This window comes from Amycolatopsis jejuensis (assembly GCF_000717335.1).
Lineage (GTDB): Bacteria > Actinomycetota > Actinomycetes > Mycobacteriales > Pseudonocardiaceae > Amycolatopsis > Amycolatopsis jejuensis.
Genome location: NZ_JNYZ01000003.1, coordinates 136,102 through 160,690, shown reverse-complemented (window position 1 = coordinate 160,690; position 24,589 = coordinate 136,102). Strand labels below are relative to the sequence as shown.

The window sequence follows — 24,589 nt, the reverse complement described above, 5'->3', positions numbered from 1 at the left end:
CCGATGAGCCGGATCCCACCCGGCTCCTTGGCCAGCTCGCGCTCGGCGACCGGCGCGGTGATCGCGCTCGGTGACACCGGTTCGCCCCGCTCAGCGAGACCGGTTCGCCCCGCTCAGCGACGCCGGGTTCGCCCTGCTCGTTGACCACGGAGCAGCGGTCAGCGTCACCGTCGAAGGCCAGCCCCGCGTCGGCACCGACCTTCGCGGACCTTGGCCTGCAGGTCGACGACGTTCTCCGCGCCCGCTGTTACCGCGACGTTGCACCCAAACCGCTGCGTCACCAGGTCAATCCGGCGGGCTGGACAGCAGCTCTTCCAACGGGGCCGCCTTGTCGAGGCACTCCTGCCATTCCGCGGCGCTGTCCGAGTCTGCCGTGATTCCGCCGCCGACGCCCAGTGCGATGTGGCTTCCGGTGATCTCGAACGTCCGGATCGCCACGTTCAGTTCCAGCCCCGCGAGCGGCGACACCAGCCCGACCGCGCCCGTGTACACCCCGCGGGCCGCCGGTTCCAGTTCGGCGATCAGGTCCAGCGCGCGGATCTTCGGGGCGCCCGTCACCGAGCCCGGGGGGAACGTCGCGTCCAGCAGAGCGGCATCGTCGACACCGGCCGCCAGCATCCCCTCCACCGTGGACGCCAGATGCCACACCCCCGGGGCCGGATGCACCGCGAGCAGGTCCGGCACCACCACGCTGCCCACCTCGCACACGCGGCCAAGGTCGTTGCGCACCAGGTCGGTGATCATCACATTCTCCGCGACGTCCTTCACCGACTGCCGCAACCGCACGGCGTTCCCGTCATGCGACGGGTCGCGCCGCGGCAGTGTGCCCTTGATCGGCGACGACCGGACCCGTCGGCCGTGCCGTTCGAGGAACAGTTCCGGCGACAGCGAAACCACCGAGCCCCACTCACCCGCGACGTACGCCGCTCGCTGCGGGGCCAGGCGATGCACTCCCTCGGCGAACAGCGCCGCCGGGGAACCGTCGAACTGCCCGGTGAACCGCGAGCAGATGTTCGCCTGGAACAGCTCGCCCGCCTCGATCTCGTGCACGCACGCCTTCACCGCCAGCGCGTGCCCGCACGGCCGGTCCAGCACACTCGCCGACCACGACAACCTCGCGGACCCCGCCAGCGCACGCTCCACAGTGGACAGTTGCGCGTCCGCGTCCCCCTCGATCGACTCGAACCAGCACACTCCCGCGGCATCCCAGCGCAACACGTGATCCGCCCATCCCCACGCCGACGTGGGCACCCCGGCGGAACGGCCGGACGGATCAGTCAGGTCATAAGACAGAAACCCGAACCACCCACCCCCGACCTGCTCCGAAGGCCCCGAGCCAGCGGGAAGCTCGGGGAACGGCCGCGGAGTCACCGTCAGAAACGGAGCCACCACGGCCCGCGACCCGAACCAGTTCCCGCACACGGCAGCCGGTTCGGGCAGCCCGTGCACCCGCGCATACGCAGACAGCAGCACGACCGCCCGGGCGGGCGACAGCTCGGTCCGAAGCCGCTGGAAACGCATCGCGCCATTGTGCCGGAAACCGGCGATGACCAGCGGAAAAGGTGATCAGGGCAGCACGACGGGGAAACGATCACCGCAGCGGCCCGGGAATCCCGCCCGAGCGGGACGTCGCCGCATCCGGAGAAACACGGTCGGAATCGCGGTGATGGCATCGGGGTGCGTCGTCAGGTTGGGCAGGTCGTGTCTGGAGGGGCGGTCGGAATCGCGGTGATGGCATCGGGGTGCGTCGTCAGGTTGGGCAGGTCGTGTCTGGAGGGGCGGTTGGAATCGCGGTGATGGCATCGGAATGCCCCTGTCAGGTCGGGCATGCCGAATCCGCAGGAACGGCTGCAGCCGCGGTGACGGCACCATGGTGCATCCTCAGGTCGGGCAGGCCGCAGCCCGAGAAACACCATCCGAGCAGCACACCGCGCCCCCGAGATCCCCTGGCATCCTGAAAAGCGCCGTCGAAGCGGCGCATTGCGGCAAGTTCGGACAACACGGTCAAGCAAGCACCCGAAAACGGCGACCGGCGCAGTACGCAGTTCCCGAAACCGCGGCCAATGCGTCGCAACCACCGTCAAAGCGGCGCCAACAGCCCGGCGACCACCGTCCAACCGGCGCGCCCCGGCAAAGGCGCACCAAAAACAACCCTCAAAGAAGCACATCCGACAGCGTGAACGGATACACCACCGCATCCTGCGCCACCGCCCCGTCCACCCCCGGTACCCCGGGCGCAAACGCATGCTGATGCAACCCCAGCCGGGAATGGAACCACCCCGGGCGGCCCGGGATGCCGTTGTGCCGGACCAGCCACAGCACCACCTCCGAATCCGCCCATCGATCCGGGTGCAGGCGGTGTGCCCAGCAGTCATGCCCCGCGTACACCAGGACCCGGCGGATGCGCGCGGCATTCCGGACGTGCTTGATCCACGCCTTCACGAACCGGTCGTCCACGCTCTGTGCGTCCACCTCCAGCGCGGGCGCCAGCGAGCCCGGCGCGAACGCACCGAGGCGGCTTGCCGTGCGGACGAAATGATCAGCCTGGTCGTGTACCGCGCCGGGGCGGGCGTAATGCCGGGCGCCGGTGTGGATACCCGCATGTTGTGCCGCGGACAGCATCCGCTCGGCGCCCGGGTCGCTCCAGTTCACGTTTTCGCTGATGGTGACCGATGCGAACCGGACGTCGGAGCCTCGTACCGCTGCCCAGTCGTGCACCTGCTCACGATGCGTGAGCGTGAGCCCGCGCCCGCTGTCCGTTTCGGTCACCTAGCACCCCTGACAAGCCCCACGACGGGTGAAAGGCCACCCTACGTCCCTGCCGGGGACGCGGGGTGACCCTTCACGGCGTGTCGGTGATCAGGCGTTTTCCCGCTGGAACGTGCGCGTTCCCCACCAGATCGCGAGTACCGCCATCACCAGCACGACCACGCTGCCGGTAAACAGCGCGTCCATCGTGAAATCGCCGCGGAAACTGTTGCGTTCCACGTCGACCACGTGCCGGAACGGGTTGATCTGCGAAATCGTGTACAGCCACTTCGGCGCGAGCCCGGCTGTGATCGGGATGAGGATCCCGGACAGCAGAAGCAGTGGCATCAGCACCGCGTTGAGCAGCGCCGGGAACGACTCCTCGCTCTTGAGCGTGAGCGCCAGCGCGTAGGAGCACGACGCCAGCGTCAGCGCGAGCAGGAACACGATCAGCAGGCTCAGCAGCACCCCGCCGATCGGGGCGTTCAGGTCGAACACCAGGTACGCGAGCACGATGATCAGCACCGACTGCACCACCGCCTGCAGCGCGCACGCCAGCACCTTCCCGAGCAGCAGCGCCGTCCGGCTGGCCGGGGTCACGCGCATCCGCTCGACCACGCCGGAGCGGTAGTCGGCCAGCAGCCCGAAACCCACGAACGAACTGCCGAACAACGCCAGCTGCGCGATCAGCGCGGCGTGAGCACCATCCAGCCGTCCACCTCGGACAGGCCCTGCGCGCTCAGCGCCTTCACCAGCAGCGGCCCGAAGAAGAACAGGTACAGCAGCGGCTGCATGATGCCGATCAGCAGCCACGCCGGGTTCCGCAGTGCCGCGACCATGTCCCGGCGGAAGATCAGCCACGTGTCATGCAACATCGGCCACCACCGGTTCCTCGGCATCGCGCAGCGTCCGGCCGGTGAGAGTGAGAAACACGTCGTCCAGCGTCGGACGCGTGACCTGCATGGACGTCATCGTGATGTCCTTCGCGTCGAGCGCCCGCAGTAGCTCCGGCATCGCCGCATCGCCGCGCGGGACGCGGAATCGCACCGAACCCGGGGAGACGTCGAAATCGTGCGACCCGGTGAGCTGCCGGGCCAGGTCCGCCGCGGTTTCCGTGGACTCCGCGGGCACCCCGATCACCACGCCGTCGCCGGACACCCGCGCCTTCAGCGAATCCGGCGTGCCCTCGGCGACGATCCGGCCGTCGTCGATCACGATCAGCCGGTCGGCCAGCGCGTCCGCCTCGTCGAGGTAATGCGTCGTCAGGAAGATCGTGACGCCCTGCTCGGACCTCAGCCGCCGGATGTGGTCCCACAGGTTCGCCCGGCTCTGCGGGTCGAGCCCGGTGGACGGCTCGTCGAGGAACACCAGCGACGGCGAATGGATGAGCCCCATGGCGATGTCGAGGCGGCGCCGCTGGCCGCCGGACAACGTTTTCGTCGGTCGCTTGTCGAGCCCGGTCAGGTCGAGCTGCTCGGCGAGTACCCGGCCGCGCGCGATCGCGTCGGCCCGGCTCATCCGGTACAGCCTGCCCTGCATCTCGAGCTCTTCGCCGACCCGGGCTTCGGGTGCGGTACCGCCGCCCTGCGCGACGTACCCGATGTTGCGGCGGACGCCGAGCGGATCGGTGAGCAGGTCGTGCCCGCCGATCGTCGCCGTGCCCGCGGTCGGTCTCAGCAGCGTGGTGAGCATGCGCAACGTGGTGGTCTTGCCCGCGCCGTTCGGCCCGAGGAACCCGACCAGCTCGCCGGCCTCGACATCGAGGTCGACCCCCTTCACCGCATGTACCTCGCCACCGCCCCGGCCCTTGCGGCGGAACCGCCGCTCGAGTCCGCGTGCCGTGATCATGAAGAAACCCCTCTCCTCCCAGAGATCAACTAGTCAAGGTTGACTAGTTGATCGGCACACTCTGCCCCACTCGGAGCAACGTGGTCAAACTTGATTACCGGGCGGGTCGTCGGCCATCACGTACTCGCCCGCCTCCAGCCTGCCGATCAGCCCGGTGAGCCACTCCCGGCTCGCGCTGGCGATCCCGCCCCACAGCCGGAACAGCTCGGAAACGTGCGGCGGCTTGCCCCAGTCGTCGGTCTCCTCGAGACTCAGCTGCGACCGGCGTTCCTCCGCCTCGAAGTGGATCAGCTGCTGGCGGAGCAGGCCGATCGCGTACTTGCGGGGGAGCGCGGGCATCAGGCTGACCGCCGCGCACAGCTCGGGGTTCCCGGCGTTCGGATCGGACAGCCCCTTCGCCAGCAGGATCTGGAACTCCTGCTCGCCCTCGGGGGTCAGCCGGTACGCGACCCGGTCCGGACCGGAGTCGCCCGGTTCGACGTCGACGCGTTCCAGCAGGTCCTCGGCGGTCATCTTCTTCAGCGCGTGGTAGATCGACCCCGGCTGGACGTTCGCCCATTTGTCCGCCGACCACGACAGCAGCTCGCGGCGCACCTGGTAGCCGTGCGCGCGGCCGGACATCCGCACGACCCCGAGCACCAGCAGACGCGTCGCCGACAAGCCGTTCTCCCTTCGCCGACCGCCACGAAACGCCGTGGATCGCATCCGTAGGCTAAACAGGTATGAGCACCCCTGTGTTGACCGCGGTGGCCTGGCCCTACGCCAACGGCCCCCGCCACATCGGCCACGTGTCCGGATTCGGCGTCCCGTCCGACGTCTTCTCCCGCTACCAGCGAATGGCCGGCAACCGGGTCCTCATGGTGTCCGGGACCGACGAACACGGCACGCCGATCACCGTCCAGGCGGACAAGGAAGGCCTCACGCCGCAGCAGACCGCGGACAAGTACACCCGCCAGATCGACGAGGACCTGCGCGGCCTCGGCCTGTCCTACGACCTCTTCACGCGCACCACCACCGGCAACCACGCGCAGGTCACGCAGGAGATCTTCCTCGCGCTGAACCGCAACGGGTACGTCGTCCCGAAGACCACGCGCGGCGCGATCAGCCCGTCCACCGGGCGCACGCTGCCCGACCGTTACATCGAGGGCACCTGCCCGATCTGCGGGTACGACGGCGCGCGCGGCGACCAGTGCGACAACTGCGGCAACCAGCTCGACGCCGCGGAGCTGATCAACCCGAAGTCGCGGATCAACGGCGAGACGCCGAAGTTCGTCGAGACCGAGCACTACTTCCTCGACCTGCCCGCGTTCACCAAGACCCTCGGCGACTGGCTCGGCACGAAGACCGACTGGCGGCCGAACGTCCTCAACTTCACCCGCAACCTCATCGACGACATGCGGCCGCGGCCGATCACGCGTGACCTCGACTGGGGCGTGAAGATCCCGCTCGACGGCTGGCACGACCAGCCGCTCAAGCGGTTCTACGTGTGGTTCGACGCGGTCATCGGCTACTTCTCCGCCAGCGTCGAATGGGCGCGGCGCAACGGAACGCCGGACGCGTGGCAGGAGTGGTGGAGCAACGCCGATGCGCGGGCGTACTACTTCATGGGCAAGGACAACATCACCTTCCACGCCCAGATCTGGCCCGCGTTGCTGCTGGGCCAGAACGGCGACGGCGACCACGGTGGCGAGCCGGGCAAGTACGGCAAGCTGCACCTGCCGGACGAGATCGTGTCCAGCGAATTCCTCACCATGAGCGGGTCGAAGTTCTCGACTTCGCGTGGCACGGTCATCTACGTCCACGATTTCCTGCGGGAGTTCGGTCCGGACGCGCTGCGGTACTTCATCAGCGTGGCCGGTCCGGAAACCCAGGACACCGACTTCACGTGGGACGAGTTCGTCCGCCGCACCAACTTCGAGCTCGCCAACGAGTGGGGCAACCTCGTCAACCGCTCGATTTCCATGGCGCACAAGAACAACGGCGCGATCCCGGCCCCGACCGCGCCCGCTCCCGCGGACGAGGAGCTGAAGGCCCTGTCGCGGCAGGCGTTCGACACCGCGGGCGGGCACCTCGCGCGGTCGCGGTTCAAGCTGGCCGCCGCCGAGGCGATGCGCGTGGTCACCGCGGCCAACCGGTACCTGTCGGACCAGGAGCCGTGGAAGCTGAAGGACGACCCGGACCGGCGGGACGCGGTGCTGCACACGGCGTTGCAGGTGGTCAGCGACGCGAACACGCTGTTGACGCCGTTCCTGCCGCATTCGGCGCAGAAGGTGCACGAGGCGCTCGGCGGCAGCGGGGTGTGGGCTGCGCAGCCGGAGCTGAAGGAGGTCGAGGACCTGGACCTGCCCGACCGCGTCAACCCGATCCTCACCGGCGACTACGCGAGCGAGCAGGCGAAGTGGGAGTCGACGCCGATCGAGGCCGGCCGTCCGCTCGCCAAGCCGACTCCGCTCTTCACGAAGCTGGACCCGAAGCTCGGCGAGACCGGCCCGGAGTGGGCGCCGATCGTCACCGACTGACCCAAGTCCGTGAAGGGAACCATCAGGGAATCTAATTCCGTGATGGTTCCCTTCACGGACCGCTCGGAGCGGGCACAGTAGGTTCGACAGCGTGAGTGACGAAAAGCGCGACCTTCCCCCGATCCCCGACCGCCTGCCGGTGACGGTGGTCGACGCGCACACCCACCTCGACGCGTGCGGGGCGCAGACCGCCGCCGATGTCACCGCCATGCTCGATCGCGCCGCAATGGCCGGGGTGACCCGCGTCGTCACGGTCGCCGATGATCTTGCCGCGGCGCGCTGGGCCGTCGAAGCGTCCACCTGGGACCCTCGCGTCTTCGCCGCCGTCGCCATACATCCCACGCGTACCAAGGAATTCGGCGCTGCCGAACAGTCCGAAGTGGAGCGTCTGGCGCGCGGCGAGCGGGTGGTGGCGGTCGGCGAGACGGGCCTCGACTACTACTGGGACTACTCGCCGCACGACGCCCAGCAGACCGCGTTCCGGTGGCACATCGACCTCGCGAAGCGGCTTCGCAAGACACTGATGATCCACGACCGCGACGCGCACGAAGACGTCCTTCGCATTCTCGACGAGGAAGGCGCACCCGACACGGTCGTCTTCCACTGCTTCTCCGGCGACGAGCACATCGCGCGCCGCTGTCTTGACAAGGGGTACGTACTGTCCTTCGCCGGCACGGTCACCTTCAAGAACGCGCGCGGCCTCCACGAGGCGGCTCGGATCGCGCCCCGCGGACAGTTCCTCGCCGAGACCGACGCGCCGTTCCTGACCCCTCATCCGTTCCGTGGGCGGGCGAACGAGCCGTATTGCACCGCGTACACCGTCCGGCACCTCGCCGCGCTCAGGGGCGAAGCTGTGCACGAGGTGGCCGATGCAGTCCGGACGACGGCCGAACGGGTCTACCGGTTGCCAGGCGCGTGATTTCGCAGTGTCACAACGGGTTGAACACATTGCGACGTTCGGGGTTGCCCGTTCGTCCACCTGAAGGAGTGACACAAGTCACGACACTCCGGGGGGTGTTTGCGCAACCTCGCGACCTCCGTTACTGTCCCGTGATCGTGCCGGTCGGTACCGCGCAGCGGATACCGGCTGATACGCCCACCAGTCACGTCAGTGCACGTCGGGGAAGCGGAACCGGGGTTGGTACGACTCGGGACCGTGACGATGGCGCTGGCTGGGGGTGTCGGACTTGAGAGGCGCGCCTGCGGGTGCGTCGCGAACGAAGGACGCCGTGCGGTGACGCACGATGTCTTGGGAAAGGGAACGACCCGGTGACTGGTAGTCGGCAGGATGATTCGCGCCTTGGCGCGGATACCGCGTACTTCACCTCCTCCGCTGGTTCGGTCGGCGTGCTCGACCGCGAGCTCGAAGACACCGCGTACGGCCAGCTGGACTTCTCCGACGAGCTCTACGTGACTCAGCAGGACGTGCTCGCCGCGCTCGGCCCCGACGCCGACATGCTGATGGCGGAGATCGACGTCGACGTCGACGAGCTGATCCGGCTGATCAACGCCGAGACCACGATGCTCCCTCCGCTGGTGCTGCCGGACGAGGTCGAGCAGGACCGCACCGCGGCGCCGCAGACGAAGAAGGTCGCGGTCGAGGACGGCCTGATCGAGGCCACCCGCACCTGGAAGCGCCGGTTCCTCAAGGGCGCCGTGCTCGCGGTCATGATCACCGTCGGCGGCGGCGGTGCCGCGGCGCTGGCGATGAACAAGAGCATCACCGTCGACGTCGACGGCCAGCAGCGCACCATCCACAGCTACGGCGACACCGTCGGCGAGGTGCTCGAGGACGCGGGCCTGTCCGTCGGCGCGCACGACTCGCTGTCGCCCTCCCCGCAGGCTGCGGTCGGCGACGGTGGCGTCATCAAGCTCGAGCGCGGCCGTCAGCTCAACCTGATCGTCGACGGTGTGTCGCGGCCTTCGTGGGTACGCGCGACCACGCTCGGCGAAGCAATGAACCAGCTCGGCATGGGCAGCGTGCTGTCCCAGGGCGCCTGGACGTCGATGCCGTCCAGCGGCGACCTGCCGCTCGAGGGCTCCACCGTGCAGGTCAAGACCCTCAAGCACATCACGCTCTTCGACGGCACCAACGCCCCGCGCCAGGTGACCACCAACGCCGTCACCACGAAGGACTTCGTCACCGACCTCAAGCTGAACCTCGGCCCGGACGACGCCGTCGACGGTGGTCTGGACGTCAGCCTGAAGGACGGCGCCGAGGTGCACGTCAGCCGCATGGGCGTGTCGATGGTCAACCAGGAGGAGACCATCGACCCCGAGGTGCAGAAGGTCGACGACCCCACGCAGCTCAAGGGCCAGACCAGCGTCCAGGACGAGGGCACGGCGGGCAAGAAGCTCGTCACCTACAAGGTCACCAAGAAGAACGGCGAAGAGGTCGGCCGCGAGCAGATCTCGGAGAAGATCCTGGTCCAGGCCAAGCCGAAGATCATCAAGGTCGGCACCAAGGCCCCGCCGCAGCCGGCGATCGGGGACGGGTCCGCGTGGGACCGCATCGCGCAGTGCGAGGCGGGCGGCAACTGGTCCATCAACACCGGCAACGGCTACTACGGCGGCCTGCAGTTCAACAAGAGCACCTGGGACGCCTACGGCGGCGACCAGTACGCGGCGTACCCGCACCAGGCCTCGCGGGAGCAGCAGATCGCGGTGGCCGAGAAGGTCCGCGACGCCCGTGGTGGCTACGGCGCCTGGCCGGTGTGCGGCAAGAAAGCCTGAGCGTTCTTCCCCGGCAACGGCCGTGAGCTTCGTGCTCACGGCCGTTTTCGTTGCTGCCGGTGGCGCTGGGTAGGCTCGTCCGGTGGTGGAACTGCTGGGGCCTGCCGAAATCCGCGGGCTGGCCGACGAGCTCGACGTGCGGCCCACGAAGAAGCTCGGGCAGAACTTCGTGCACGACCCCAACACTGTCCGCCGCATCGTCGAGCTCGGCGGCGTCGGGCCGGATGACGTGGTGCTGGAGGTCGGGCCGGGCCTCGGCTCGCTGACCCTTGGTCTGCTGGACACCGGCGCACAGGTCGTCGCGGTGGAGATCGACCCGGTCCTGGCGGCGCGGCTGCCGCAGACCGCGGCCGAACGTGCGCCGGAAGCTGCCGGGCGGCTGTCGGTGGTCGGTGCCGACGCGCTGCGGGTGACGGCGGCCGACCTGCCTGCCGAGCCGGTGTCGCTGGTGGCGAATCTGCCGTACAACGTCGCGGTGCCGGTGGTGCTGCACCTGCTGGCCGAGCTGCCGTCCCTGCGGAGCGGGCTCGTGATGGTGCAGACCGAGGTCGCCGACCGGATGGCGGCCGGTCCGGGCAGCCGGACGTACGGCATCCCGAGCGTGAAACTGGCGTGGTACGGCTCGGCCCGCAAGGTCGCCGCCGTGCCGCGCGCGGTGTTCTGGCCAGTGCCGAACGTCGACTCCGCGCTGGTGTCCTTCACCCGCACCGACCCGGTGTCCGGCGTCGATCGGGAACGGCTGTTCGCCGTCGTGGATGCCGCGTTTTCTCAGCGGCGCAAGACTTTGCGCGCGGCGCTGGCGAGCTGGGCCGGGTCAGCCGACCGGGCCGGCGAACTGCTCGCCGCAGCCGGGGTCGACCCGCGCACTCGCGGCGAACAGCTCGACGTGCAGGCTTTCGCGCGGATCGCCGCTGCCTCGCGGTGAACGCGTCAGCTCACGGGCGCTTCAATTCGAAACTGGTTCCGAACGGGTCTCCGTGGAGAGCGCATTCTTTGAATTCATTGCGGTCGAATGGGCCCTTGGAGGCGTCGACGGCGGCCTTGACGTCGGCATCGCATCGCCAGCCGGACGTGCGGTTCGCTTTGACGTCGAATACCTCGGACTTGCCTTTGCCCCAGAAGCCCGAGCACACCTGCTCCACATCGGTCCGGACGCAGACATTGGCCACTACGAAAGCGAACTGCGAGAGACGGAACTTGTACACGGTCGCCGCCTCGCCGACGCCAGGGCTCAGGAAAAGCCCGGTGCAGGCAAGTGCGGCCGCAGTTGCGGCGCCGCCGATCTTGCGTTTCAGATTCACGTCCGATCCTTTCGTGCTTTTGCAGGCGATAAGTCCAAGGTAGTGCGGATTTCGGATCTGCAAAGGCGAGTAATGGGCACTGTTCCCGGTATCGCTGGGCATTACGTGAGACGTCCTTCGCATTCTTGGAACGCTGTTCCTGTGGCCTGTGCCACACTCATGCCCGGCAGTGCTCCGGCGTGATCGGGGGGTGCGGCCGACCGGGGCCCGCTCGCTGCGGCATCCGTGTTCTCCCGGTGACGGGCCGTGCGTGTCCACTTCGGCGGTCCCACCCAAAGTGACTTGCCTTACGAACTATCTCGACCGTCCACCCCGAGGTCGGCCGAACCAGCTCCCGCTTGACAAGCTGCCCCGGAAAGTGCTGTCCATGAGGCGACCTTGATCGTCCACAGTGGAACCGGGCGGCCGTGACCGGGTCGCGCCGGGGAATCCGCCGGTCGAAGCACGCTTCGGTGGCCGAGCTTTCGGGTCCCGCGATCCAGGACGGGGTGTTCCGGTATCCGGGCACCACCAGACGTGTGATCTGCACCAACGCGCTTGCGTTCAGCCAGTGGGATCGGCTTTACTCAGTACGTCCATCCCGAGCGACTGAGAGACCTGGCTCGCCGAAGTCGCAGCAACCACCCTCCGCAGGGCAGGTGCTACCGCCAGGACCGATGGAGGCTGTTTCCGATGAAGAGGGTCACCCGCCCGCTCCTGCTGACCCGCCGGCGTGTCGTCGACGAAGGTCGCCGCACGGTATGTGCGTGTCAACGCTCCATGGTCATCGCCTGATCGTCTTTTCCGCAGTTTCTTGCGCCGTCCGAAATGGACGGTAATTCGATGACGCCCGGCGCGCCCGTAACCGGTGCTGCGCCCGCTTGCCTGGAGCTCTTTCGTGATCACTGTCGAAAACGTGTCCAAGTCCTTTCCCTTCCATGGAAACCGAGTCGCCGCCCTGCGTGACGTGAGTGTCGAGGTGCAGGCCGGTTCGCTGTTCGGCGTCGTGGGCCCGGCCGGTTCCGGCAAGTCCACGCTCGCCCGTTGCATTGCCCTGCAGGAGCGCCCCGACCGCGGGGTCGTGCGGCTCGACGGCCTCAACACCGCGACCCTCGACGGCAAGCGGCTGCGGGAGATCCGCCGTCAGCTCGGCGTGGTCGGGACCAAGCCGGAGCTGGTCGCCGAGCGCACCGTCGCCGGAAACATCGCGAGCCCGCTCGAGCAACTGGGCGTCGACGGTCCGCAGCGGCGCAGCCGGGTCGGTTCGCTGCTCGACCTGGCCGGCCTCACCGCCCGTGCCACGCAGAAGCCGGACGAGCTCACCGAGGGTCAGCTCCGCCGGGTCGCGGTCGCCAGGGCGCTGGCCGCCGGACCGGCCGTGCTGCTGGCCGACGACCCGACCGCCGGAGTTTCGCCCGAGGACGCGGGCGCGGTGCTCGCGGTGCTGGACCGGGCGCGTGCCGAGCTGGGCGTCACGGTGGTGGTGACCACGCCGGACGCCGACGTGGTCCGCCGCGTGTGCGACGACGTCGCCGTGCTGGACAACGGCGCAGTCGTGGAGCGCGGCACGGTGCTGGACCTGATCTCCACGCCGGACAGCTGGACGGCGCAGGCGGTGCTGCCGTCGATCGAGACTTCGCGCGCGACGTCGGCGAAGTACGACCGTGCGGTGGACGTGGTCCTGATCGGTTTCGCCTCGGTGGGCGCCCTGCTCCCCGAAGCGGCCGCCCGCTTCGACGTGGAACTGGCAACCATCGGCGGCGGCCTGACCCGCATCGGCGACACCCCGATCGCCCGCTTCCGCCTGGGAGTCCGCGGCGAGCGCGCCGAGGCCGCCCTGTCGTGGATCTCGGACCGGGGAGCCCACGTGGCCGCGGCCCAACCGGCCCGGGGACCGCAGAGCGTCGTCGCCGCCTGAGCCAGTTCTTTCGAGGGCCGCTCCCGTTGCCGGGGGCGGCCCTCGCTGTTTCCGGACGGGGTACCCGGTTCTGTGGACCCGTTGTCCAAAGCTTCAGGACACGCGTCCTGGCCCGGTTGTTCCGTCCACTTTGGACGGGCGAGACTCGCGTAGCGACGGCTTCCCGGGTGGCCGTGTTCCTCCGAAGGCACTGCCTTCCTGGCCCAGGATCGCCGCAAGTTCCGGATCCGCGTGGACTTCGGCGGTCTGCTTCCACGCGGCCACGAGGGTGGCGACCGGTGCCGGATTGCCGAGAGAGTCCGCGCGTTCCAGGGTCTCGACCAGTTCGGCGACAAACCTCTGCACGTCTTCCTTCGGGAGGTACCGGACCCACGGGAACGCGGCGGGCAGCACCTCCGTGGCGAGCGTGACCGCAAGATCGCTGCGGCGCATCAGCTCCACGAAGATCTTGGTGGTGGCCGAGGCGGCGGCGACCACCTGCTCGGCGCGCTCTGCGGTGACCAGCACCAGGTCCTGCTGGTCCTTCTCGCGACGGCGAATGCGCACGGAACGGCTCGGGGAACGTTCGAGCTGCTCCACCACCCGGCGTGGGTGCAGGGACAGCTCGGAGATGTTGACGTCCAGCCCGGCCATACTTCCAAATTACTTCCAAACTACTCTCCCGTCCAGCGCGGTACCGGCTCCGGAAGACTTTCGCTGCGCCGTTTTCTCCTGGTGGGGACCGGCGGGAAGCAGGCACGTAGGCTGGACTCGTGCTCGCCGTCGTACCACCACCAGTCACCGTCCGGGTCCCGGCCAAGGTCAATCTGCACCTGGCCGTCGGCGACCTGCGGGCGGACGGGTTCCACGAGCTGGTCACCGTCTTCCAGGCGCTTTCGCTCACCGACGAGGTCACCGTCGCGGCGACGGACGAGCCCGGGGTCGAGGTGTTCGGCGAGGGGGAGCGCACGGTGCCCACCGACGGCACCAACCTCGCCTGGCGTGCGGCCTGCGAGCTCGCCACCTACGCCGGGCGGCCGGACTCCGGCGAACCCAAGGTGCGGATCGTGCTGCGCAAGGGCATTCCGGTCGCCGGCGGCATGGCAGGCGGGAGCGCGGACGCCGCGGCGACGCTCGTCGGGCTCTCCACGCTCTGGAAGCTCGACGTCACCCGCGACGAGCTCGCCGGCATCGCCGGGCGGCTCGGCAGCGACGTGCCCTTCGCGCTCTACGGCGGCACCGCGCTCGGCACCGGACGCGGCGAGCAGCTCGTGCCGGTCCTCGCGCGGCACACGTTCCACTGGGTGCTGGCCTTCGATGAGAAAGGCCTGTCCACCCCCAAAGTCTTCGGGGAGCTCGACCGGTTGCGGGAGGAAGGCAAGCCGCCGCGGATCGGGTCGCATACGCCGGTGGTGGAGGCGCTCGCGTCGGGTGACCCACGGCAGCTCGCCCTGTTGCTCGGCAACGATCTTCAAGCGGCAGCGGTGTCCCTCCGCCCTGGTTTGCGGCGCACGCTGCGGGCCGGGGTGAACGCGGGTGCGCTCGCCGGATGCGTGTCCGGCTCGGGGCCGACGTGCGCATTCCTGTGCGCCGACGCGGATTCCGCGGTCGAGGTCGCTGCCGAGCTGTCCGGCGCGGGGGTGTGCCGCACGGTGCGGGTCGCGCACGGCCCGGTACCCGGCGCTCGCGTGGTCGGCGGCGACGACGCCCCGCGCAACGTGCCCCCGCGCGTGCACGCCTGAACCAACACCTCCATTGTGGAAAGGATCCGGATGGCCAACCTGGTCAACCTGGAGTCGGTGAGCAAGGCCTACGGTGTGAAACCGTTGCTGGACAACGTCTCCCTCGGCATTTCGGAGGGGCAGCGGATCGGCGTGGTCGGGCTCAACGGCGGCGGGAAGACGACCCTGCTCGAAGTCCTTTCCGGACTCAGCGAGCCGGATTCCGGCCGGGTGAGCCACATGCGCGACCTGCGGATGGCCGTCGTCACCCAGCGCACCGAACTGCCTTCGGGCAGTACCGTGGCGGATGTGGTGCTGCAGCGGTACGGCGCCGAGCACGAATGGGCCGCCGACGCGCGGGTCCGCTCCATTGTGGACGGTCTGGGCATCACCGCGATCGGGCTCGAGACGCCAACCGCGAACCTGTCCGGCGGCGAACGCCGTCGCGTCGCGCTCGCCGCCGCGCTCACCGGGGAGCTGGACCTGGTGGTGCTCGACGAGCCCACCAACCATCTCGACATCGAGGGCGTCCGCTGGCTCGCCGATCACCTGCTGGCCAGGCGGATCGCGGTCGTGGTGGTGACGCACGACCGGTGGTTCCTCGATACTGTCGCGGGGCTCACCTGGGAGGTCGCGAACGGCCGGGTCGAGCAGTACGAAGGCGGTTACGCCGACTGGATCTTCGCGCGGGCCGAACGGGCCCGGCTCGCCGCGTCGGCGGAGGAGAAGCGGCAGAACCTGGCGCGCAAGGAACTCGCGTGGCTGCGCCGCGGTCCGCAGGCCCGTTCGTCGAAGCCGCGCTACCGCGTCGAGGCGGCCGAGGCGCTGATCTCCGACGTTCCGCCGCCGCGCGATTCCGTCGAGCTGATGGCGTTCGCGAAGCGGCGGCTCGGCAAAACGGTGCTGGAGCTGGAAGACGTCTCGCTCACGGTCGGCGACCGGACCCTGGTCGACCACGTGACCTGGCGGATCGGGCCGGGCGACCGGATCGGGCTGGTCGGCGTGAACGGGTCCGGGAAGACGACGCTGCTCAAGCTGCTGGGCGGCGACGTCGGGACGGAGACCGGGCGGCGCGTACAGGGCAAGACGGTCGCGCTCGCGCATCTGCGGCAGGAACTCGACGACCTGCCCGCCGATCTGCGGGTGCTGCAGGCGATCGAGCAGGTCGCGGGTCGCGTTGTCTTCGGCAAGCAGGAGATGTCGGCGTCGCAGCTGGGCGAGAAGCTGGGCTTCCCGGCGGCGCGGCAGTGGACGCCGGTCGGTGACCTGTCCGGCGGCGAGCGGCGCCGGTTGCAGCTGTGCCGGTTGCTGATGGCCGAACCGAACGTGCTGCTGCTCGACGAGCCCACGAACGACCTGGACATCGACACCCTCCAGCAGCTCGAGGACCTGCTCGACGGCTGGCCGGGCACGATGGTCGTGGTCTCGCACGACCGGTACCTGGTCGAGCGGGTCTGCGACGCCACGTACGCGCTGTTCGGCGACGGCCGGGTCACGCATCTGCCGGGCGGGATCGAGGAGTACCTGCAGCGGCGCGCGAGCATGAAAGATGCTGTGCCGCGTCGCGAAACGCCCGCACCGGAGAAGACCGAGGCCAAGCGCAGCGCGGCGGAAATCCGTGCGGCGCAGAAGGAATTGGGCCGGTTGGAGCGTAAGCTCGACCAGCTCGCCAAGCGCGAGGAGAAGCTGCATGCGGCACTTGCCGAGGCGGCCACGGATCCGGAGAAGCTGATCGATCTGGGTGCCGAGCTGAAGGCCGTACACGCGGAGAAGGACGACGTCGAGGCGCGCTGGCTGGAGACGTCCGAAGCGCTGGAATGAGCACTGTTCACGCCACAGCAGGCGGGCGTTGACAACCAGACAGTAATGTTGCGGCCATGAGTCGTTTTGTGGACACGCTCGTCAGTACGGCGGCGGGGCGCGGTCAGCAGCGCGGCATGGTCACTGGGGAACCACGCGAGCCGGTACGCCGGACCTGGGCCGAGGTGCACGAGCAGGCGCGCGCGATCGCAGGTGGGCTGGTTTCCGGCGGGCTGGCGCCGGGGAGCGCGGTGGCGGTGCTGGCCGCGGCGCCGGTGCTCATCGCGCCGACCGTGCAGGCGGTGTGGCTCACCGGCGGCAGCGTCACGATGCTGCACCAGCCGACCGCGCGCACCGACCTCGCCGAATGGGCTGAGGACACGGTGAAGGTGCTGCGCATGATCGGCGCCGAACTCGTCCTGCTGGGCGAGCCGTTCGACCAGCTCGCGCCAGTGCTGGCGGAGAAGGGCATCCAGTACTCGGTGATCACCGAGCTGGCCGCCGCGTCGCCGCTCGCCGAGATCGTGCCGACCGCCGAGGGCGACACCGCGTTGCTGCAGCTCACCAGCGGGTCCACCGCGGAGCCTAAGGCCGTGCGGATCACGTACGGGAACCTGTACACGAACGTCAAGGCGATGGTGGACCGCGCGGAGTTCGACTTCGAGCGCGACGTGATGGTGTCCTGGCTGCCGACGTTCCACGACATGGGCATGGTCGGGTTTCTGACGGTGCCGATGACGTTCGGTGTCGAGCTGGTGAAGATCACGCCGGTCGAGTTCCTCACCGGACCGCTGATCTGGCCGGAGCTGATCAGCAAGTACGGCGGGACGACGACGGCAGCGCCGAACTTCGCGTACGCCATCGTCGGCAAGCGAATGGCGCGCGTCGAGGACGACGACGCCTACGACCTGTCGACGCTGCGGATCGCCCTCAACGGCGCGGAGCCGATCGACGAGACGGCGGTGCAGACGTTCGTCGACGCGGGTAAGCGGTTCAAGATGCCGCCGGAGTGCGTGTTTCCCGCGTACGGCATGGCAGAGGCGACGCTGGCGGTGTCGTTCGCGCCGCTGTTCACGGGGCTGACCTTGGACGTCGTCGAGGCGGACGCGCTGGAGGCGGACAACCGCGCAGTGCCGGTACCCGCGGCCGATCCGCGCCGGGGAACCGATGCGGTGCGCGCGTTTGCGCTGCTGGGCCGCCCACTGGACGGCCTGGAGGCAGACATCGTCGACGACGCGGGCCGCCGCTTGGGCAACCGGGAGGTCGGCGAAATCCGGCTGCGCGGCGAGGCAGTGACGCCGGGGTACCTGACGGTGGACGGCCCGCTGTCCACGCAGGACGCGGACGGCTGGATGAAGACCGGCGACCTCGGGTATCTCGTGGACGGCCAGATCGTGATCTGCGGCCGCCGCAAGGACGTGATCATCATGGGCGGCCGCAACCTGTACCCGACGGACATCGAACGGGCGGCGGGCTCGGTGGACGGGGTACGAGCGGGTAACGCGGTCGCAGTCCGGCTGGATGCGGGCAGCCGCCGGGAGCGGTTTGCGGTGGTGGTGGAGTCGAAGCTGGCCGGTTCGGGGGATGAAGAGACCCGGCTGTCGAAGGCCATCGCGGCCCGGGTCCGGGACGCGGTGGACATGCGGCCGTTCGCAGTGGTGGTCCTCCCGGCGGGGAGCTTGCCGAAGACACCGTCGGGGAAGGTCAAACGGGCGGCTACTGCGGTGCAATATGCGGAGAGGATTGCTCGGTCGGCTGAGTCTTGAGGTTGGTGGGTGTTGGGGGGCCTTTCGTGCCACCTTAGTGACGACACGGCCGTTTGCGCAGGACTGCATGCGCGAACGGACCTGTCGCCCGGGCTGCCTGGTGCGACGGGACCTCTAACGCGGGCTTGCAGATGCCGACCAAACGGATGACTTACGACGGCTAGGTCAAGTGCACAATCGTGCCAGCCGACTGCCGCCCACACGACGGTGTCCAACGGTTTCGGTTCGGAAGCTGCCCGAACCCCGCGTGCGGATCTCGGCCGACTAGCTCGGATGGGCCACGGTGTTCATGCGACGTCGCAGCGGCGGCCCTTCCCTAGCGCGCCAAGATCCATCCGCCTCAGCTGGTCGCGCCAGGCCCGGGGAAAGAAGTAGGAATGACCAGGTCGTCGACGGGGTGCACCCGCGCCGGTGCGTCCACAATGCTGGGCTTGCCCGGCAAGCGACGGATCACGCCCTCGACAAGAACAGCACGGCCGGCGTTGTGCCACTCCCAGGCCTCGCGGTAGGTCGCCAGGGGTAGCCGCACCTTGATCTCCGACGCCCGGCCACGCCTGATGGTGGACACTCCTATTTCGCCGAACGGATCTTCGGGATTCTCGTGACGGAACGACACAATGGTGCCGGAGAACACTTGCAGGGACGGCGGAAGCTGCTGGCGCAATCGCTCGGCGACGAGCCGAACCAGGTCAGCCGATTCCGCACTGATCGAAACCCGCCGCGGCATGGTGTCCGGAGCGGGCACCACAGGAGCCCATTCCACGCGGGTCTCAAATTCGCCGATCGCGCTTGCCTCCAGCACATTGGCCAGGCCAGCGCAGAACTCCCGGCTGACGCCCCGGTACACAAGTTCGTGGATGTGGTCGGTCGTCGGGGTTCGGTCGGGATCCACGACGAGGTCGTGCACCGCCTGCATCGACTGGGCGAACGTCCGGACAACCCGGCGCTCGAATGGCTCCGCCGCTGCGTCGTACACCACAGGTTCGTCGTGGCTGTCGAACAAGGTTGGCCGAGCGGGGTCCGGCGGCTCCGGTTCGCGAATCGGCACCAGTACCGGGATGACGAATGACCCGCGCTCTGTGTGTCCCATGAAGGCTTCGCGGACTACCTCGTCGCCGATCCGTGAATAGCTGCTGCCAATCTGGGCGCGCTCCCAGCGTGCTGTCGTTGCGGTGGCCCGAAGCATTTTCCGCGCCGAACCGATCAGCTTCGTCGCTGCTTCGAGAGGGATCTTGTCGATGATGCGGTAATCGTTCACCGCGCGCATATGTGTGACGTCGAATCGGACGTACCGCACCGCCTCGGCCGTCGTCTTGATGTTGCGGTCCTCAACGTTGGCGAGTCGCCGTAAGACCGATTCCAGCAGCGCGTCGTCTGGTTCATCCGGCACTTCGATCCGGGCCTCGCCTTTGACCCACAAAGTGCCGCCGGGCCCGGGCGGGCTCGACAACCATCCGTGTATGCGGAGGTAAGTCACGACGTCGGCGACCGGCGGCAGTACGACGACATCAGACAACCGGACCGCCCCCTCTCCCGCTGGTGAAGCTAGCTTCGACCTCCTCGGCCCACAACCGGAGTGTGTCGGCCGTCAACCGCTGTGTCTTCGGGACGACGATGTTCTCGCCGGTTGCCAAGGTGTCGACCCGTACCCAGAATGCAGCTGCATGATGCAGAGTCGCCGCGTCGTGATGATGCAGCCAGGACACCCGCTTGTCCGGGTCGACGATCACGAGGACAAAATAGACAGGCAGGCCGCTGCGCTTCCAGTTCCGGTGCCAGGAATCGTCAATCGGCCACGTCGCTGTTGCGCCGCCACTGATTCGGAACCGGCCGGTGCACTTGACCTGCACCTTGGCCGGAGCGACCGCGAACTCGACCTGGCCGTCGACGGCGAGTACGTCCTCGTCCGGGCTTGTTTCCCCGAAACCGACACCGGCCTGACTGCATACTGCCCGAACGTACGCGACACCGAACCGAGATTTCGCCCGGTTCTCGTCCAAGGTCGCAACGTCCTTCGTGGCAAGACTCCCACCCATGATCGCCATCGTCGAATACCTGGGCCACATTGGGTAGCCGTCATTGGCGTGAACTCGGGTACTGGCTTCCCTGCCCAGACCAACATCGAGCCGACTGTGGCACCCGCTGTCCCCTACAAGGTGGAATGAATACTGGCCCAGGAGGACAACCCGTGGCAGCAGGCGGCTCCCCATCTCGACTTCGGTGACGCACAACGGCCGTCTGTCAGGTGGGGACGGGCTGCAGAGCAACCCGTCGTACCTGGGGGAACTGACGTTCCCCCAGGTAGCGTCCCTCCGTGACGTGTCTCGACCATGGGACGGGTCCCAGAGGTTCTGGTCCCATACGGACCGGTTCTGGCAGGCGCCTGCCCTGGATCACAAGTACGTAATCAAATGAGTGCTCGCTCAATTGATGCGAACGGACCTTTCATACGGATTGACCAGTGCGAGGGACCACCCGCCCCGATTGGCGGCGCAATGGGTTACCTCGTGCGGAGGCCGCGGCGCGAAAGAGCCTCTCGCGCAGCGGAACCGTGTGCGAAAGGGCCACTCGTGCGGGGAGTGCGAGGGGACCTTGCGCGCGTTAGGTGTCAGCGGCCTGGCAAGTGCTCCGCGGCTGGTTCCCTCGGCGCGGTGTGGAAGGCGCGTTCCGTGGTCGCCTCGCTTTGGTCGCGGGCTCCGGGGACCGTCGGGGCTCGGCGGCCTGAGCGGTCGGCCAGCTGGGCTTCCACTTCGTCGAGGAATTCGTCTACCTCGCGTTCGTCGTAGCCGCGCTTGCCGATCAGCGGCTTGGAGAACAGCACGTGGTGGACCTCCGCGGCGGTGAGGTCGTCCTCGTCGGCGATCGTCTTCGCGATGCGGCCCACGAAGTCGTCTACCTCGTGTTTGGCGTAACCGCGGCGGCCGATCGGGGCGTTACCGAAGGTGACCTCGGTGAGGTCCTCGGCGGTGAACGACATGGATCATTCTCCGATTCAGGGTCGGGGGGTGCGAACTCCTGATTCCCGTCCTAACCGGTCACGGGGAAGTCGGGAAGGGCACAGCCGTCCGGACGACTCGATCAGGGAGGCAGAAGCCGCCCATCGAGTGAGAGAAAACTACGGAGCGCCACGGTTGCTCACCCACAGAGAGCAACGCCTGGTCAGGTACTTGCTCGCGGGATGGCGACGGGTCAAACGGGACGGAGAAGGTGGCTGCGTGCGAGGGTGGCGACCGGGTCGGGCGGAGTCAAGAAGGTGGCCGTGCAGGGTGGCGACGGTGGTGGGCGGAGTGGCGAGGGGGCGGTGACGAGCGGCGAAGGTAGCCGAGAAGCCCGAAATGCGCCGACCCAAGCCAGGACCGCAACGTCAATGGTCACCGGCCGCGAAACGAACCCACCAGATAATCACCAGACGGCGAAACGAATCCACCAGATGGTCGCCAGACGGCGAAACGAACCCACAAGACAATCACCGGCCCGCGAAACGAACCCACCAGACAATCACCAAACCACGAAACGCAGCCGCCGGATGATCACGCAAGCCGGGAAGCGAAACCTCAGGCCGCGTGGAACTCGTTCTGTGCCGCCGCCAACCCCCGCGCCACCAGGGCCTCCGTGGCATCCGCGCAGCGGTCCACCTCGAACGGGAGTTCCTTGCGTTCCACCGTCGAGAAGTCCTTCAGCACGAAATCCGCCGGATCCTGCCGACCCGGTGGCCGTCCGATGCCGAAGCGCACGCGGTAGTACTCACGCGTACCCAGTGACTTCGTGATCGACCGCAGCCCATTGTGCCCGTTGTCCCCGCCGCCGAGTTTCAGCTTCAGCGCTCCGAACGGGACGTCCAGCTCGTCGTGCACCACCACGACCCCGGACGGCGGGACCTTGAAGAACCTGGCCGCGCCGACCACCGGGCCGCCCGACAGGTTCATGAACGACCTCGGCTTCACCAGCACCACGCGGCTGCCGGACAGCCTGCCCTCGAGTACCTCGGCGCCGCTGCGGTGGGCCTTGAACTTGCCGCCGATGCGGGTGGCCAGTTCGTCCAGCACCATGAACCCGACGTTGTGCCGGTTGCCCGCGTACGCAGGCCCGGGATTGCCGAGGCCGGCGAGCAGGATCAGCTCGCCGGCCCCGGGCAGGTCTTCAGTCACGCGGTAAAGCTTATTCGGCCGCTTCGGCCGGGGCTTCCTCGGCGGTCTCGGCGCCAGCCTCGTCCGCAGCGTCGCCGCGCGGCATTTCGTTGACGGCCACCACGAGCGCCTCGGGGTCGGTGACCAGCTCCGCGCCCGCCGGCAGGGTGACCTGGCCCGCGGTGATCTGGGTGCCTGCCTCGATGCCCTCGACGGACACCTCGAACTGGTCCGGGATGTGCAGCGCCTCGACCTCGACCTGGATCGTGTCGAGGTCCTGGGCGACCAGGGTGCCCGGGGCGGCGGTGCCGGTGACGGCGACCGGCACGTCCACGGTGACCTTCTCACCGCGCTTGACGACCAGCAGGTCGACGTGCTCGATGTAGTTCTTCAGCGGGTGCACCACGATGGTCTTGGTGAGCGCCAGCTCGCTGGAACCCTCGAGGTCGAGCGTGATGACGGCGTTGGTGCCGTTCTCGCGCACGACGCGGGCGAACTCGATGGCCGGCAGCGCGAAGTGCCGCGGGTCCGAGCCGTGCCCGTAGAGCACCGCGGGGATTTTGCCGGCGCGACGGGTGCGGCGGGCGGCACCCTTGCCGAACTCGGTGCGCGGTTCGACGGAAAGACGTACCTCGGACACGGTGTAGCACTCCTTCAATCACACGACGTGCGGCAGGGGCGGCGGGGATCGTCGTCTGCCCGGGGGCGGTTGTGCACGGCGGCGAGGTTCCGGGCGTGCCGGGCCACGGGGCTTCTCGAGCCGCCGCGTCGATCACGCCGGGCACGCGTGCGTGCACCCGCCTCGCCGAGACAACCCCGCAAGTGTAAACCAGCCGGTCCGGACGGTCTTGCACCGGGTCTCTGCACACAGGTGGGTCACGACACAATTCCCATGCCGCCGTCCCCCTTGCCGGGATGGCATGATTCCCGCGGAAAGAGGGGCGACATGCGAGCTCGATGGACTGCGGCGGCACTGGTGCTCTTGGGCGGGCTTCTCGCGGGCTGCCAGGTCGCGGTGACCGGCACCGCGGGGCTTTCTGCTGCCGACCAGCAGGTGGCCGACCGCCGCGCGCAACAGCAGGCGGCCGTGGACGCGGCGCTCCAGGCTCTGGAAACGGCGCCGGCGCTGCAGTACGACGCCACGGTCAAGGACGGCGCAGGCAACCCGCAGACGCTCACGTTCCGCGTCACGCGCGACGGCGACGGCTTCGGCACGCTGCCGATGGAAGGCCGTCAGGTCCGGATCACCGAACCCGGCGGGCAGGTGTACCTCGCGGCCGACGCGGACTACTGGAAGTCGCACGGGCTGGAGGAGAACAGCACCCAGTACGGCACCGGCTGGGTGCGTACCGTCGGCACCGAACTGCCGGTCGACCCGGCCGCCAAGCTCGCCCCGTCGAAGCTCGCCGCCGGGCTGCGAAAGGCGCTCGCCGGGCTCGGCACCGGGGAACCGCAGACGCAGAAGCTGCCGGACGGCACCGAGGTGTACCAGCTGGGCGGGGCACTGCAGGTGACCACCGCCACCCCGCATCGCGTCGCCGGGTTCGCCCCCGCGCTGCTCGACCCGCTCGGCGGGCCGAAGCTCGGCGCGAGCTTCCGTGTCCGGCCGCTGACCGGGCCGGAGGTCAAGACGTTCCACACCGAGTTCGACGCCGCGGTCGACGCGGTCGGCCAGCCGTTCGACGGGCTCGCCCAAGCCAGCGTCACGGTGCGCAACAACAAGCTCAACTGCCAGGACTTCGTCGGCTCCTGCACGACCACTGTGGACGTTTCGAACAGCGTCGTCGGCAGCCAGCCGGGTACCAAGCCGACGGTGCACATCAAGCTCACCGTCGAGGTCAGCGCCGACACGCTCGGCGCGCAGACCTGCACGACCGAAGGCGACGCGGCCGCCGACGCGACGATCACCATGTCCTGCGCGGTCAAGTTCAGCCTGCCCAACCGCACCGCGAGCTACCAGGTGCTGGCGAAGCCGACCGCGGTCGGCGAGGTGCGGTCGCCGGTCGACGCGAACGCCGTGAAAGCCAAGCTGGCCAAGGCATTCGCCGCGCTGGGCGGCTGACCTGCACGCTCACCTCGAGGTGCGTTGCTTTCGTTGAAGTAGCTGAAGATCCGTCTCTACCATCGGCGCCGACCGGACGGATCTTCCT

20 protein-coding genes, 2 pseudogenes and 1 riboswitch are annotated in these 24,589 nt (G+C 68.6%); of the genes and pseudogenes, 9 read left to right on the top strand and 13 right to left on the bottom strand.

Annotated elements, in window-relative coordinates:
* Positions 1–14: 14 nt before the first annotated feature.
* The 6 genes and pseudogenes from OO71_RS51925 to OO71_RS03720 all read right to left on the bottom strand — a co-directional run.
* Positions 15–236, bottom strand: a pseudogene (locus OO71_RS51925) (hypothetical protein); the annotation flags it as partial.
* Positions 237–285: 49 nt separating this feature from the next.
* Positions 286–1,521 carry an aminodeoxychorismate synthase component I gene (locus OO71_RS03740; protein ID WP_033288175.1) on the bottom strand — a complete coding sequence of 412 codons (1,236 nt, stop codon included), beginning with the start codon at positions 1,519–1,521 and terminating at the stop codon, positions 286–288.
* 633 nt (positions 1,522–2,154) lie between these two features.
* On the bottom strand, positions 2,155–2,769 hold the full coding sequence (locus OO71_RS03735; RefSeq protein WP_033288174.1) for a glycoside hydrolase family 25 protein: 615 nt from the start codon (positions 2,767–2,769) through the stop codon (positions 2,155–2,157).
* A gap of 90 nt (positions 2,770–2,859) precedes the next feature.
* Positions 2,860–3,623 (bottom strand): annotated as a pseudogene (locus tag OO71_RS46120) (ABC transporter permease).
* Positions 3,613–4,596: an ATP-binding cassette domain-containing protein gene (locus OO71_RS03725; RefSeq protein WP_033288173.1), complete on the bottom strand. Its 984-nt coding sequence runs from the start codon at positions 4,594–4,596 to the stop codon at positions 3,613–3,615. The pseudogene OO71_RS46120 and the gene OO71_RS03725 overlap by 11 nt, the downstream one beginning before the upstream one ends.
* 84 nt (positions 4,597–4,680) lie before the next feature.
* A complete protein-coding gene (locus OO71_RS03720; RefSeq protein WP_033288172.1) occupies positions 4,681–5,256 on the bottom strand; it encodes a PadR family transcriptional regulator in 576 nt (191 codons plus the stop codon).
* A 62-nt stretch (positions 5,257–5,318) separates the two neighbouring features.
* Between OO71_RS03720 and metG the strand changes: the two genes are divergently transcribed.
* From metG to rsmA, 4 genes are all read left to right on the top strand, one after another.
* Positions 5,319–7,115, top strand: coding sequence for a methionine--tRNA ligase (gene metG, locus OO71_RS03715; RefSeq protein WP_033288171.1), 1,797 nt, complete (start codon positions 5,319–5,321; stop codon positions 7,113–7,115).
* A 91-nt stretch (positions 7,116–7,206) separates the two neighbouring features.
* On the top strand, positions 7,207–8,034 hold the full coding sequence (locus OO71_RS03710) for a TatD family hydrolase (protein WP_033288170.1): 828 nt from the start codon (positions 7,207–7,209) through the stop codon (positions 8,032–8,034).
* 350 nt (positions 8,035–8,384) lie between these two features.
* Complete coding sequence (locus tag OO71_RS03705) at positions 8,385–9,848, top strand: resuscitation-promoting factor (protein ID WP_425388646.1); 1,464 nt, start codon at positions 8,385–8,387, stop codon at positions 9,846–9,848.
* 82 nt (positions 9,849–9,930) lie between these two features.
* Positions 9,931–10,773 (top strand): 16S rRNA (adenine(1518)-N(6)/adenine(1519)-N(6))-dimethyltransferase RsmA, encoded by an 843-nt coding sequence (rsmA, locus tag OO71_RS03700; protein ID WP_033288169.1) that lies wholly within the window; start codon positions 9,931–9,933, stop codon positions 10,771–10,773.
* Positions 10,774–10,783: 10 nt separating this feature from the next.
* Here rsmA and OO71_RS03695 read toward each other — a convergent pair whose 3' ends face one another.
* Complete coding sequence (locus tag OO71_RS03695) at positions 10,784–11,149, bottom strand: hypothetical protein (RefSeq protein WP_033288168.1); 366 nt, start codon at positions 11,147–11,149, stop codon at positions 10,784–10,786.
* A gap of 572 nt (positions 11,150–11,721) precedes the next feature.
* Positions 11,722–11,812, top strand: a riboswitch (SAM riboswitch).
* Between the two features lie 214 nt (positions 11,813–12,026).
* Here OO71_RS03695 and OO71_RS03690 point away from each other — a divergent pair.
* Positions 12,027–13,046 carry a methionine ABC transporter ATP-binding protein gene (locus OO71_RS03690; RefSeq protein WP_033288167.1) on the top strand — a complete coding sequence of 340 codons (1,020 nt, stop codon included), beginning with the start codon at positions 12,027–12,029 and terminating at the stop codon, positions 13,044–13,046.
* Between the two features lie 93 nt (positions 13,047–13,139).
* Here the strand turns inward: OO71_RS03690 and OO71_RS03685 are convergent, their stop codons facing one another.
* Positions 13,140–13,679: a hypothetical protein gene (locus OO71_RS03685; RefSeq protein WP_063739996.1), complete on the bottom strand. Its 540-nt coding sequence runs from the start codon at positions 13,677–13,679 to the stop codon at positions 13,140–13,142.
* 119 nt (positions 13,680–13,798) lie between these two features.
* Here OO71_RS03685 and OO71_RS03680 point away from each other — a divergent pair, with 119 nt between their 5' ends.
* Genes OO71_RS03680 through OO71_RS03670 form a run of 3 tightly spaced genes read left to right on the top strand, consistent with a single transcriptional unit; the run spans position 13,799 to position 18,312 of the window.
* On the top strand, positions 13,799–14,767 hold the full coding sequence (locus OO71_RS03680) for a 4-(cytidine 5'-diphospho)-2-C-methyl-D-erythritol kinase (RefSeq protein ID WP_033288166.1): 969 nt from the start codon (positions 13,799–13,801) through the stop codon (positions 14,765–14,767).
* Between the two features lie 30 nt (positions 14,768–14,797).
* Entirely contained in the window at positions 14,798–16,567 is a 1,770-nt protein-coding gene (locus OO71_RS03675; protein ID WP_033288165.1) for an ABC-F family ATP-binding cassette domain-containing protein, read from the top strand.
* A 56-nt stretch (positions 16,568–16,623) separates the two neighbouring features.
* Positions 16,624–18,312, top strand: a complete 1,689-nt coding sequence (locus tag OO71_RS03670) for a fatty acyl-AMP ligase (RefSeq protein ID WP_033288164.1) — start codon at positions 16,624–16,626, stop codon at positions 18,310–18,312.
* Between the two features lie 340 nt (positions 18,313–18,652).
* Here OO71_RS03670 and OO71_RS03665 read toward each other — a convergent pair whose 3' ends face one another.
* The 5 genes from OO71_RS03665 to OO71_RS03645 form a co-directional block, all read right to left on the bottom strand.
* A complete protein-coding gene (locus OO71_RS03665; protein WP_084144680.1) occupies positions 18,653–19,828 on the bottom strand; it encodes a hypothetical protein in 1,176 nt (391 codons plus the stop codon).
* Positions 19,821–20,357: a DUF4365 domain-containing protein gene (locus OO71_RS03660; RefSeq protein WP_033288162.1), complete on the bottom strand. Its 537-nt coding sequence runs from the start codon at positions 20,355–20,357 to the stop codon at positions 19,821–19,823. The genes OO71_RS03665 and OO71_RS03660 overlap by 8 nt, the downstream gene beginning before the upstream one ends.
* Positions 20,358–20,920: 563 nt before the next feature.
* Positions 20,921–21,289, bottom strand: coding sequence for a DivIVA domain-containing protein (locus OO71_RS03655; RefSeq protein ID WP_051790973.1), 369 nt, complete (start codon positions 21,287–21,289; stop codon positions 20,921–20,923).
* Positions 21,290–21,866: 577 nt separating this feature from the next.
* Positions 21,867–22,460, bottom strand: a complete 594-nt coding sequence (pth, locus tag OO71_RS03650) for an aminoacyl-tRNA hydrolase (RefSeq protein ID WP_033288161.1) — start codon at positions 22,458–22,460, stop codon at positions 21,867–21,869.
* 10 nt (positions 22,461–22,470) lie between these two features.
* Complete coding sequence (locus OO71_RS03645; protein ID WP_033288160.1) at positions 22,471–23,079, bottom strand: 50S ribosomal protein L25/general stress protein Ctc; 609 nt, start codon at positions 23,077–23,079, stop codon at positions 22,471–22,473.
* Between the two features lie 306 nt (positions 23,080–23,385).
* Between OO71_RS03645 and OO71_RS03640 the strand changes: the two genes are divergently transcribed.
* Entirely contained in the window at positions 23,386–24,501 is a 1,116-nt protein-coding gene (locus OO71_RS03640; RefSeq protein ID WP_033288159.1) for a hypothetical protein, read from the top strand.
* Positions 24,502–24,589: the final 88 nt, after the last annotated feature.

Excerpts from the sequence above, each read along its gene's own strand:
- OO71_RS03740 (WP_033288175.1), bottom strand. The coding sequence starts at position 1,521 with ATGCGTTTCCAGCGGCTTCGGACCGAGCTGTCGCCCGCCCGGGCGGTC.
- OO71_RS03725 (WP_033288173.1), bottom strand. The coding sequence starts at position 4,596 with ATGATCACGGCACGCGGACTCGAGCGGCGGTTCCGCCGCAAGGGCCGG.
- metG (WP_033288171.1), top strand. The coding sequence starts at position 5,319 with ATGAGCACCCCTGTGTTGACCGCGGTGGCCTGGCCCTACGCCAACGGC.
- OO71_RS03685 (WP_063739996.1), bottom strand. The coding sequence starts at position 13,679 with ATGGCCGGGCTGGACGTCAACATCTCCGAGCTGTCCCTGCACCCACGC.
- OO71_RS03675 (WP_033288165.1), top strand. The coding sequence starts at position 14,798 with ATGGCCAACCTGGTCAACCTGGAGTCGGTGAGCAAGGCCTACGGTGTG.
- OO71_RS03670 (WP_033288164.1), top strand. The coding sequence starts at position 16,624 with ATGAGTCGTTTTGTGGACACGCTCGTCAGTACGGCGGCGGGGCGCGGT.
- OO71_RS03660 (WP_033288162.1), bottom strand. The coding sequence starts at position 20,357 with ATGGCGATCATGGGTGGGAGTCTTGCCACGAAGGACGTTGCGACCTTG.
- OO71_RS03655 (WP_051790973.1), bottom strand. The coding sequence starts at position 21,289 with ATGTCGTTCACCGCCGAGGACCTCACCGAGGTCACCTTCGGTAACGCC.
- OO71_RS03640 (WP_033288159.1), top strand. The coding sequence starts at position 23,386 with ATGCGAGCTCGATGGACTGCGGCGGCACTGGTGCTCTTGGGCGGGCTT.